Below are 11,529 nucleotides of genomic sequence, written 5' to 3'. Positions count from 1 at the left end.
CGGTGGGCACAGGGGTCCCACCCGCCGGTCGGGTGACCGGGGTCGAAGGGGGAAGCAGCGGCGGATAGATTACCGGCCATGAGCGATTGGTCGGCGAATCAGCCGAACCGGCGCGGCGCCACGGGCCGTGAGCGGCGGGGCAACGGTTACGACTACTACCACCGCGACGCGCGGCCGTCCGACCGGACCTCGGCCCAGCGGCCACAGCAGCCCGGCGGCGGACCCGGCGCGGCCGGGCAGGGCGCTCCGCGGAAGAAGAAGCGCTGGGGGCGCCGCATCGGGATCACGCTGCTGGTGATCGTGCTGCTCCTGGTGGGCCTGGTGGTCTACGTGGACAGCTCGCTGCAGCGCACCGGCGCTTTGGACGACTACCAGGGACGGGTCGACGACACCGCGGGCACCAACTGGCTGCTGGTCGGCTCCGACAGCAGGCAGGGGCTGGACGAGTCCCAACGGGAGGAGCTGTCGGCCGGGGACGCCGGCGGCAGGCGCACCGACACCATGATGATGCTGCACGTGCCCGCGGGCGGCGGTGACCCGTCGCTGATCAGCCTGCCCCGGGACTCGTCGGTGCCGATCCCGGGCCACGGGCGCAACAAGCTCAACGCGGCCTTCGCGATTGGAGGACCGAAGCTGCTGGTGCGCACGGTGGAAAACGTCACCGGGGTGCACATGGACCACTACGCCGAGATCGGCCTGGGCGGGTTCGCCAGCCTGGTCGAGTCGGTCGGCGGGGTGGAGATGTGCCTGGACCAGCCGTTGAACGATCCCAAGGCCGGTATCGACCTCGAGCAGGGGTGCCAACAGCTCAACGGGCAGCAGGCCCTCGGTTTCGTACGCAGCCGCGCCTACCCCGAAGGGGATCTGCAGCGGATCGAGAACCAGCGCAAACTGCTCGGTGCCCTCATCGACAAGGCCACCAGCCCGGCGACCCTGCTGAACCCGCTGCGGATCTTCCCGCTGATCACGGCCACCGGCGACACCTTCCTGCTGGACAACGGCGACCACCTGTGGCACCTGGTGGGCCTGGCCCGGGCGATGGGCGACATCTCCGCGGGCAACGGGGTCACCGGCACCGTGCCCATCGCCGGGTTCGGCACGTTGAACGGCCAGTCCGTGGTCAAGTGGGACTCCTCGCGGGCGTCCCGCCTGTTCGAGGCGATCGCCAACGACCAGCCGATCCCCGCCAACACCCTCGGCGGCTAGACGAACACCCCGGCGGCCGCGGCGGTCACGACCGCTCCGCGGCCGCCCGCTGCCGCGCCGTGCCGGCCGCGAACCGCTTCAACGCCGCCATCTCACCGTTGAACAGGTTCTGGTCACCGGGGAAAGTGCCCCCGTTGTCGTGCTGCCACATCGTGTGCTGGTCCCAGCCCGCGGGCAACTGCCCCACCTCGGGGCCGTAGCGGGCCACCCACAGCGGGTTGTTGCCCGCGAAACCGGTGTTTCCCCCGGTGCAGGTGTTCCACCAGTTCCTGGTGGTGTAGATGGCGGGGAAGCGGCCGGTCAACTCCCGGTAGGTGTCGCTGAACTCGGCGATCCACTGGCTCATCCTCGCCGGACCCAACCCGTAGCACTTGTCGGGACCGTAGGGGTTGTACTCGATGTCGAGCACCCCCGGCAGGGTGCGCCCGTCGGGCACCCAGTCACCCCCGTGCTCGACGAAGAAACGAGCCTGCTCGGCGGCTCCGGACACATCGGGACGCCCGAAGTGGTAGGCGCCCCGCAGCATCCCCACCGCGCGTGCCCCGGAGGACTGCGCCCGGTAGGTGGAACTGCGGAACCCGGTTCCCTCGGTGGCCTTGACGTAGGCGAACCGGGCCCCGGACTGCCACGCGCCGCGCCAGTTCACCTCACCCTGGTGACCACTGACGTCCATGCCGTGCACGGACGGACCGGGATCCCGGGGAGCGGGGGCGACACCGTCGGGATGGGGCACGGCGGCGGCAGGGCTGCCCACCCCGGCCACGGCCAGCGCGAACACGCCCGCCAAACGAGCGGTGCCGGTCACACGACCTCGATGTGCCCGACGGCGACGGGAAGAACGAGGGGAGCGGAGGGCGATCACGGTGCTGAGCCTCCTCGCAGACGGGGAGCCTGACTGTGCAAGAACGGTCACGCAGCGTGTTGACCGGATCCGCGGTGGACACTACCGGATTTGTGCTGTGTCACGTGCAGCACGCGCCGGGCCGACCACGATTGGATATTCACAGTCGCCTCGGGTACCCATCGGGGGATGGCACAACGAACGAGCAACAACCGAGGCCCCGGCGGCGGACGTCCCCAAGGCCCACCGGCCGCCAAACGGACCGCCGACGGGCTACGCGAACAACTCCGGTCGATGCACGGCGCCAGCTATGGGCGCTACAAATCCCTGAGCGGAAACTGGTCCTTCGACGGCTTCACCCTGGACGTGCAGAAGGTCCAACCCGACCCCTACGCACCCGCCAGCCGCTGCGAAGTACGCGTCGACCCCGACCACGCGGGCTTTCCCGCCGACCTGTGGTCCAACCCCGTGCGGGCACGCGGACTGGCCGGAGCCCTGGTGCGCGCGGTGCACCGCGGGCTGCGCGACAGCAGGCTGAGCGTGGACGCAGGCCACCAGCAGGTGCTGGACCGCAGCTCGTGCCAAATCGTCGACGGGGCCGTGGTGCTGCGCCTGGGCATCGACATGCCCGGCAAAGGCCGCAGCATCGACGGCAAACAAGCCGAGCAGGCACTGTGCCGCGACCTGCCCTCCGTCGTCGAGAACGGGCTGCGCTGGAAAACGGCCGACCAGCAACGCGTGCGGGAATTCGTCGACTCCATCGAGGACACCGACGCGCTGCGCAGGCAACTGCCCCAGCAGAACCTGGTGGCGTTCGTGGCCGACGGGGCCGTGCTGCCCCGACGCAGCGGCATCGACGACCGCCCGCTGAAACAAGCCGTGCCGTTCTCCTCACCCGACTCGCTGCGCGTGGAGTTCGACCTGCCCAACCGAGGCCGCGTGGCCGGAATGGGCATCGCCGAGGGCATCAGCCTCATCGTCGGCGGCGGCTTCCACGGCAAGTCCACCCTGCTGCGCGCGCTGGAACACGGCATCTACGACCACGTGCCCGGCGACGGCAGGGAACTGGTGGTCTGCCGCGAGGACACGGTCAAAGTGCGCGCCGAGGACGGCAGGCGAGTCAACCGGGTCGATGTCAGCCCGTTCGTCAGCCACCTGCCCACCGGCGCCGACACCAGCGACTTCTCCACCGACAACGCCTCGGGATCGACCTCGCAGGCCGCCTCGCTCGTCGAAGCGGTCGAAGCGGGCTCGCAGGCGCTGCTGCTGGACGAGGACACCGCCGCCACCAACCTGATGATCCGCGACGCGCGGATGCAGGAACTGGTCGCCAAGGACTCCGAACCACTGACCCCCTTCCTGGACCTGATCCGCCCGCTGTACGACAGGCACGGAGTGTCCACGGTGATGGTCATGGGCGGCTCCGGCGACTACATGGACGTGGCCGACCGGGTGCTGATGCTGGACTCCTACCGCTGCTACGAGGTCACCGAACGCGCCCGCGGCCTGACCAGCACCCCCACCGGTCGCCACCGCGAAGCCGAAACCTTCCCCGCGGTGCGCTCGCGCGTGCCCGACCCGCGCTCGATCGACACCGACCGGCCCAAAGTGCGCTCCCGCGGCACCGACGCCCTCACGCTCGGCCAGACCACCGTGGAACTGCGCGCCGTCGAACAACTCGTCGACCCCAGCCAGGTGACCGGCATCGGACTGGCCCTGGTCACCTGCGCCCGCTCCGGACTGCTCGACGGCAACCGCACCGTGCGTGAAGTGCTGGACGCCTTCGACGCGGAAGTGACCAAGCGAGGGATCCACGCGGTCGACGACCGCTACGTCGGCGACTTCGCCGTCCCCCGCCGGTTCGAACTCGCCGCCGCCCTCAACCGGCTGCGCACCCTGCGGGTCGGCGCCTTCAGGGACTGACGAGCCCCGCACGGGCCACCGGGGTCTTCGAGCCGCCGACGTCGTTTCGAGCCGGGACCGGATCGGGTACTCACACGGGGGAGCGAAAACGTCCCACCTCCCGGACGAACGACCCCGCCCCACGCCGACGCACCAGCACGGCGCGGGGCGCAGCCGCCGGCCAACCGCGCGGCTCGAGGAGACGACCATGCCAGCACGTGAAACCCCCGCACCCGACAACAGCGTGTTCACCGACCGCGCGCACGCCGGACGGGTACTGGGCGAGGAACTGTCCGAGCACCGGCTGGACAACCCGGTGGTGCTCGGACTGGCGCGGGGTGGCGTCCCGGTGGCCGCGCAGGTGGCCGCCGCGCTGCGGGCCCCGGTGCGGACCAGCGTGGCCCGCAAGATCGGGGCCCCGGGCCAGCCGGAACTGGCCCTGGGCGCGGTGGCCGCCGAAGGACCGGCCACCTACGACCAGCGACTGCTGCGCTCCTTCGGGCTCGACGAGCACCAGCTGCACCAGCAATGCGAGCAGGAACGCGCCCACGCCCAGCAGCAGGAACGGGACTACCAGCAACTGCCCCCCGTCGAACTGGGCGGGCGAGACGTGATCGTCGTCGACGACGGCCTGGCCACCGGGGCGACCGCCCGCGCCGCGATCCGCCGGGTCCGGCAGTCCGAACCGCAACGTATCGTGTTGGCCGTGCCGGTCGGGGCGCCCGAGGCCGTCACCGCGTTGGGCGAGGAAGCCGACCTGGTGGTGTGCCCGCGACGTCCGGCCGCGTTCTCCGCCGTCGGCCAGTGGTACCGCGACTTCCGCCCCGTGGCCGACGAGGAACTGCGCACACTGCTCGCCGAGTCCACGGCGTGACGGGAGACCACCCACGCACCCCCGGACCGGCATTGTCCATGATGGACGACGAACCGCGTGGCCCGAGCCACGCGCAGCCCCGTGCCGAGATGGAGAGTGTCCCGTGAGTGGCGGCAGCACCCCCGACCCGTCCCCGGGAGTCGAGTCGCTGCTCGACGAGCTGATGAACGCCCCCGCCGAGGACCACCACACCGAGCACACCCCGAACGGAACCAACCGCGAACAGGCCGGCCTGCTGGACGAACAGGCCCGCACAGTGCTGTCCACCGCCGTGCACGCCGCCCGCGACTGGGGCAGCAGCGCCCTCGACGACACACACCTGCTGTGGGCACTGACCCAAACCGGCCCCACCGCGCGGATGCTGCGCGAAACCGGAGTCGCCGTCGACCGGCTGGCCCGCAGCCTGCGCACCCTGGCCGGAGCCCGCGACGCCACCGGCGGAACCACCGAACCCAACCCGTGGATGACCGCCGCCGCACGGCACGCCCTGCTGGGCTCCTACCGCCAAGCCCGCCACGAGGGCGCCGACCGGCTGGGCACCCGACACCTGCTGCTCGGCGTGGCCACCGACGCCGACTCCGCCGCGGGACGCGCCCTGGCACGAGCCATCGAACAGGGCGAACGCAACCGCGCCCGCACCCACTCCGCCGAACCGGACGAGCACACCAGCCCGACACCGTGGCTGGACGAGTTCGGCAACGACATGACCACCCACGCCACCAACGACACCGCCACGGTGACCGGACGCGAACACCAACTCGAACAGATCGCCGAAGTGCTGGCCCGGCACGACAAGAACACCCCGGTGCTGCTCGGCGAACCAGGAGTGGGCAAAACCGCCATCGTGGAAGAACTCGCCCGCCGCATCGCCAACAGGACCGCACCAACACCGCTGGCGGGCAAACGACTGGTCTCACTGGACGTGACCGCCCTGGTCGCAGGCACACAACACCGCGGCGACCTCGAACGACGCCTGCGCGAACTGCTCCGCGAGATCGCCGAGCAACGCTCCGGACTGGTGCTGTTCGTCGACGAGATCCACGCGCTCGTCGGCGGCGGAGCCGGCGACGGCACCCTGGACGCGGCCACCATCGTCAAACCGGCACTGGCCCGCGGAGAACTCCCCCTGATCGGAGCCACCACCACCGAGGAGTATCGCAGGCACATCGAAAAGGACCCCGCCCTGGAACGCAGACTGCACCCGATCACCGTGCCCGAACCGACGGTGACCGAAACGGTGGACATCCTGCAGGGCCTGCGGAAACGCTTCCAACAGCACCACAACGTCCGCATCGACGACCAGGCGCTGCACCGGGCCGCGGAACTGACCAGCCGCCACATCCCCGACCGATCCCTGCCGGACAAAGCAGTCGACGTGCTCGACCACGCCTGCGCACGGCTGCGGCTGCGCCACGAACGCAGCACCACGGCACGACGACAACCACTGCTGGACCCCGCCACGATCGCCGAAATCGTCGCCGCGCGCACGGGAATCCCCACCACCGAACTGGCCACCGACGAACGAGCCAAACTCCGCGAACTGGAAACACACCTCGCACAACGCGTCGTGGGCCAACCCCGAGCCACCCGCACCGTGGCCGAAACGATCCGCCGCGCCAGAGCCGGACTGGCCGACCCGCAACGTCCACTGTGCAGCTTCCTGTTCACCGGCCCCACCGGAGTGGGCAAAACGGAACTCGCCCGCGCACTGGCGACCACCCTGTTCGGCGACAACGAACGCGCCATCCGCTTCGACATGGGCGAGTTCCAGGAAAAGCACAGCCTCTCCCGCCTCGTCGGAGCCCCACCCGGCTACCTCGGACACGACGAAGCGGGCCAACTCACCGACAGCGTCCGCAAACGCCCCTACTCGGTGCTGCTGCTCGACGAGATCGAAAAAGCCCACCCCGACATCCTCAACACCCTGCTGCAGGTGCTCGACGCCGGACGCCTGACCGACTCGACCGGCAGAACGGTCGACTTCAGCAACACCGTGGTGATCATGACCTCCAACATCGGCGCCCAGCGGGTCCTCGACCTCCCCCCGCAGGACCGACCCGACCCCGCCGAGGAACTGGCCCCGCACTTCCGGCCCGAGTTCATCAACCGCATCGACGAGATCGTCACGTTCGAACCCCTCGACGCCGAGGCGCTCACCGAGATCACCCTGCTGCTGCTCGACGACACCCGCAAACGCCTGCACAACACCAACACCCACCTGGAAATCACCGACTCGGCCGTGAACTGGATCGTCCGCCGAGGCAACCACCGCGAATTCGGAGCCCGCCACCTGAGAAGAGTGATCGAACGGGAACTGCACAACCGCATCGCAACCCTGCTCATGGACGACGACCACCCCCAGGGAACCGGGCTGCGCGTGGACGCCGACCAGAACACCCTGACCGTGCGACTGATCGACACCGCCCCCAGCGGCCGCCACGCCACCCGAACGGACAACGTCGCCCCGCAGCGGTGACCCACCCCGAGCAGACCGGACACCACCACGACACCGCAGGGGGAGGGGAGGGGCGCCACCGCGCGCACCGCCCCGCGACGGCTGCCCACAGCGCCGAAACCCCCGACTGATCGTTTCAACCGAGGCGAGCCCGGGTACCCCGCACCCGACAGCCAAGCACCCGCGAACCACGCCCGAACCCGCCCACACGGAGCAGGGCACAGCAGGGCAGCGGTGCGCGAGACATCGGCAGCGGAAGGGAACCCTCGTGACGGCACGAACCATGGCCCACAAACTCATCGCCGATCACCTGGTGGACGGGGAGATGACCCCCGGTCACGAAGTGGCGCTGTCCATCGACCAGACGCTCACCCAGGACGCGACAGGCACCCTGGTGATGCAGGAGCTGGAAGCACTGGGGCTGCGTCGGGCACGCACCGAAGTCAGCGTGCAGTACGTCGACCACAACCTTCTGCAAGCCGACGAGAAAAACGCCGAAGACCACGAATTCCTGCGCACAGCAGCACAACGCTACGGCGTGTGGTACTCCAAACCCGGCAACGGAGTGTCGCACCCCACCCACATGCAGCGCTTCGGCATCCCCGGAAAATCCATGGTCGGCTCCGACTCGCACACCTGCGCGGCAGGCTCGCTGGGCATGCTGGCCATCGGCGTCGGCGGACTCGAAGTCGCCATGGCCATCGCGGGAGAACCCCTGCGCATCCGCATGCCCGAAATCTGGGGGATACACCTGACCGGCCAACTCCCGCCCTGGGTGTCGGCCAAGGACGTGATCCTGGAAATGCTGCGCCGCCACAGCGTCAAAGGCGGCGTCAACCGCATCATCGAGTACCACGGCCCCGGACTGGCCGACCTCACGGCCATGGACCGCCACGTCATCGCCAACATGGGCGCAGAACTGGGCGCGACGACCACCGTGTTCCCCTCCGACGAGGCCGTCCGCGACTTCCTCCGCGCCGAAGGCCGCGAACACGACTTCACCGAACTGGCCGCCGACCCCGACGCCCAGTACGACCTCACCGACGAGATCGACCTGTCGAACCTGCAACCCCTGATCGCCAAACCCTCCGCCCCGGACAACGTGGTCCCCGTCAGCGAGGTCAGCGGCCGGGAGGTCAGCCAAACCGTCGTCGGCTCCTCGGCCAACCCGGGGCTGCGCGACTTCGCCGTGGTCGCGAACATGCTGCGCGGACGCTCGACCAACGACGCGGTCAGCGTCGACATCAACCCCACCTCCCGCGAAATCCTGCAGGACCTCGCCCGCACCGGAGCCGTCGCCGACCTCATCGGCGCCGGAGCACGCATCCACCAATCCGGCTGCATGGGCTGCATCGGCATGGGACAAGCCCCGGCGGTCGGACAGAACTCCCTGCGCACCTTCCCGCGGAACTTCCCCGGGCGCTCCGGCACCCCCGAAGACTCCGTGTGGCTGTGCTCACCGGAAACGGCCGCGGCCTCGGCCCTGACCGGAACCATCACCGACCCCCGCGCACTGGCCGAGAAGCTCGAGCTGGCCGACCCGAAACCCCAGCTGCCCGAGCAGGCCTCGATCAACACCAGCATGCTGCTCGCCCCGCCGGAGGAGGACCAAGCACTGACCATCGAACCGGTCAAGGGCCCCAACATCTCGGCCCTGCCCGAATTCACCCCGCCGCCACGCCAGCTCGAACTGACCGTGCTGCTCAAAACCGGCGACAACGTCTCCACCGACGAAATATCCCCGGCCGGAGCACAAGCCCTCCCGCTGCGCTCCAACATCCCCGCCCTGGCCGAATTCACCTTCACCCGCATCGACCCCGAATACCCACGGCGCGCCCAGCAGCACGGCGACGGGCACGCCGTGGTCGGCGGGGACAACTACGGACAGGGGTCCTCCCGCGAACACGCGGCCATCACCCCGCGCCACCTGGGGCTGCAGCTGGTCGTGGCCAAGTCCTACGCCCGCATACACTGGCAGAACCTGATCAACTTCGGCATCCTGCCGCTGGAGTTCATCGACCCCGCGGACTACGACGACCTCACCCAGGGCGAGGTGCTGCAGTTGCAGCGCCTGCACGAGAACCTGCACCAGCAGACGGAGCTGACTCTGCACAACACCACACGCGGACGTGACTACCGCGTACGTCACCGGCTCTCACCCCGCCAGGTCCGCGCCGTCCTCGCCGGGGGACTCATCCCCATGCTGGCCGAGAACACCACCGGCAGCGGCTGAACCAGCTCACCGCCCCTGCCGGGAAACACCGTCGGTTGTTGTTTTCCCGGCAGGGCCACTACTGTGGGACCCACGGTTGGAGCAGACAGGCACGAACCGATCCCGATCGCCGAACGGCGGGGGAACACGTGCGGCTGTCGCCGCCCCCGGTCCCGCCGACCGGTGCCCTCCGAAAGGGAGGAAATGTGATCATTTCTCGAACCGGTTCCAAAGCCGTGGTGGCCAACAACGCCGCAGCAGCGCCGCCACAACCGACGATTCCCACCCGACGCAACTGGGAGGGCGAACTCGCCCACGGGGCACATCGCCTCGACCCGGCGCTGCGCATGTCCATACAACGCCCGGCCCCCGGCCTCGCCGTGATCGGCATGGACGGCGAGATAGACCTCTCCACGGCACCACGCATCACAGAGCTCATCCGCCAACGGCTCACCGCGGCCGTGCTGCACGCGCTGGTCATCGACCTGAGCGAGGTGTCGTTCATCGACACCACGGGCGCGGAACTCCTGATACGGGCACAACGACGAGCCGAACAGCGCGGGATCGAACTGCACGTGGTCCCCGGAGCGGGCTGCGTGAAACGAATCCTGGACCTCACCGGCATCGACGCGGGCCTGAACTGCCACGACAGCGTCGAGGCCGCACTGGCGCAGCACCGGAGACCCTGAGCCGCACGGGCCGGCTCCTCGCCCCCTCGGAACGGGGAGAACACGACGAGCCGCATCCTCCCCGCCTGCCCGCAAGATCGACCACCGAGGGTGGAGTCACCACTCAGCTCGGGTGTGCGCCGACCGCGTCCCGCAGTTCACCGGCCATCGCCGCTCCGGCGGTGCGCGCGCAGTGCGCGCAGCAGAAGAACTGCCCGCTGTCCTCGACGCCGTGCCCCAGAACGCGACAACCGCAGTTCTCGCAGTGCGGGGCCAGCCGATGAGCGGCGCACTCGAACGAGTCGAACACGTGCACCTGGCTACCGGCCGTGTGCACTTCGAAGGTCATCCAGTAGTCGTTGCCGCAGACCTCGCAGCTGGCCATCACAATCCTCCTCACCGAACGCGTTCGCGCGGACACAGCATGCGTTCGCCGCGCGGAAGGGGCAACCGCACACGCCGACGGCGCCCAGGTCACGGCGGATCCGCGCACGCAGGGGAGGGGGCAGCCGTTCCCGACGGGTCGCACCCGGGAGCGGCTGCGCCGTCCCGGGGCAGGGGACGGCGCAGCCGTCGCGGCGAACGTGGCGGGGCCGTGCACGTGGCCGGGATTCCGGGCGCTGCCCGCTCCAGAAAGCGGGCACGTGGGATTCGCCCGCGAAGCCGGGCGGGCAAGCAACTCGACAGTCGGGCGGTGGCCCGGTGAGCGCCCACGAAAATCCCCAATTTCGTGGATAATATTCATTATCCATGTTCTGTGGAACTGCGAAGCGATCGAGCGGGGTTCGGTGGGGCAGCAGCGAGCCGCGGCCGAGCACGAATGCACGCGGTCCGCCGCACGAGCAAGCGCATGAGTCCGCAGTCCGCTGAGGCTGCCGGAAGAGCAGGGGCGGGCATGTCGAGCTTTCCGGAGGAGCCACGGGGACCAAGGCGCAAGGGACCGAGGTGATCGAGACCTGCTGGGCGGCACAAGAATCACCGTGACGAATATCCGGTTGCGGCCCACCTGGGGGCGCTCCGCACGAGGCCACTGATCAACATCGCTGTGCGGCCGGGCCGAGCCGACCTGGCCGCCGACGCGGCCGCCGTGTGGCTCGCGGCCAAGTCCGCCGGTGCGCGGACGGGCTCCGGCGCGGGGCGCGCCGCAACGAGCTCGCGCCGCCCGCACCGATGCGCGGCTTCGTGCACAGTCGAACACAGCCGGGGCTTCCGGGGCTTTCGTGCACCGCACTCCACTCGAAGCAAATATCCGATAATACACATTATGTTAAGTAAAGCTTGTCGCGCCCCTCCACCGCCGTGTTGTCCGCGTTATCCGGGTGGCCTGCCGGACGCATCAGCGCGGAGTCGTCCCGCGAGCCTCGAGTCGCG

At 69.6% G+C, this 11,529-nt stretch carries 8 protein-coding genes; 6 read left to right on the top strand and 2 right to left on the bottom strand.

Annotation, left to right across the window (positions count from 1 at the left end; all coding sequences use genetic code 11):
• Positions 1-78: 78 nt before the first annotated feature.
• Entirely contained in the window at positions 79-1,206 is a 1,128-nt protein-coding gene (locus G9Q41_RS01235; protein ID WP_165631550.1) for an LCP family protein, read from the top strand.
• 25 nt (positions 1,207-1,231) lie between these two features.
• On the opposite strand, the gene G9Q41_RS01230 is transcribed toward G9Q41_RS01235, so the two are convergent.
• Positions 1,232-2,011, bottom strand: coding sequence for a lysozyme (locus G9Q41_RS01230; RefSeq protein WP_165631551.1), 780 nt, complete (start codon positions 2,009-2,011; stop codon positions 1,232-1,234).
• Positions 2,012-2,236: 225 nt separating this feature from the next.
• On the opposite strand from G9Q41_RS01230, the gene G9Q41_RS01225 reads away from it, so the two are divergent.
• From G9Q41_RS01225 to G9Q41_RS21675, 5 genes are all read left to right on the top strand, one after another.
• A complete protein-coding gene (locus G9Q41_RS01225; RefSeq protein ID WP_092521594.1) occupies positions 2,237-3,970 on the top strand; it encodes an ABC-ATPase domain-containing protein in 1,734 nt (577 codons plus the stop codon).
• A 187-nt stretch (positions 3,971-4,157) separates the two neighbouring features.
• Positions 4,158-4,823, top strand: a complete 666-nt coding sequence (locus G9Q41_RS01220) for a phosphoribosyltransferase family protein (protein WP_092521596.1) — start codon at positions 4,158-4,160, stop codon at positions 4,821-4,823.
• Positions 4,824-4,926: 103 nt separating this feature from the next.
• Positions 4,927-7,299, top strand: coding sequence for an ATP-dependent Clp protease ATP-binding subunit (locus G9Q41_RS01215; RefSeq protein ID WP_165631552.1), 2,373 nt, complete (start codon positions 4,927-4,929; stop codon positions 7,297-7,299).
• A gap of 262 nt (positions 7,300-7,561) precedes the next feature.
• Positions 7,562-9,511 (top strand): aconitate hydratase, encoded by a 1,950-nt coding sequence (locus G9Q41_RS01210; protein WP_165631721.1) that lies wholly within the window; start codon positions 7,562-7,564, stop codon positions 9,509-9,511.
• 185 nt (positions 9,512-9,696) lie between these two features.
• Positions 9,697-10,179: an STAS domain-containing protein gene (locus G9Q41_RS21675; protein ID WP_347567441.1), complete on the top strand. Its 483-nt coding sequence runs from the start codon at positions 9,697-9,699 to the stop codon at positions 10,177-10,179.
• A 103-nt stretch (positions 10,180-10,282) separates the two neighbouring features.
• Here the strand turns inward: G9Q41_RS21675 and G9Q41_RS01200 are convergent, their stop codons facing one another.
• Complete coding sequence (locus G9Q41_RS01200; protein ID WP_017974860.1) at positions 10,283-10,543, bottom strand: hypothetical protein; 261 nt, start codon at positions 10,541-10,543, stop codon at positions 10,283-10,285.
• Between the last annotated feature and the right edge of the window lie 986 nt (positions 10,544-11,529).

The organism is Actinopolyspora sp. BKK2, from assembly GCF_011291845.1.
Classification (GTDB): Bacteria; Actinomycetota; Actinomycetes; order Mycobacteriales; family Pseudonocardiaceae; genus Actinopolyspora; species Actinopolyspora saharensis.
Note: the sequence above shows the minus strand (reverse complement) of the source record. Positions and strands in the feature narration are given on the sequence as shown.

Coding starts and splice junctions, on each gene's coding strand:
- G9Q41_RS01235 (WP_165631550.1), top strand. CDS start 79: ATGAGCGATTGGTCGGCGAATCAGCCGAACCGGCGCGGCGCCACGGGC.
- G9Q41_RS01220 (WP_092521596.1), top strand. CDS start 4,158: ATGCCAGCACGTGAAACCCCCGCACCCGACAACAGCGTGTTCACCGAC.
- G9Q41_RS01225 (WP_092521594.1), top strand. CDS start 2,237: ATGGCACAACGAACGAGCAACAACCGAGGCCCCGGCGGCGGACGTCCC.
- G9Q41_RS01210 (WP_165631721.1), top strand. CDS start 7,562: ATGGCCCACAAACTCATCGCCGATCACCTGGTGGACGGGGAGATGACC.
- G9Q41_RS01200 (WP_017974860.1), bottom strand. CDS start 10,543: ATGGCCAGCTGCGAGGTCTGCGGCAACGACTACTGGATGACCTTCGAA.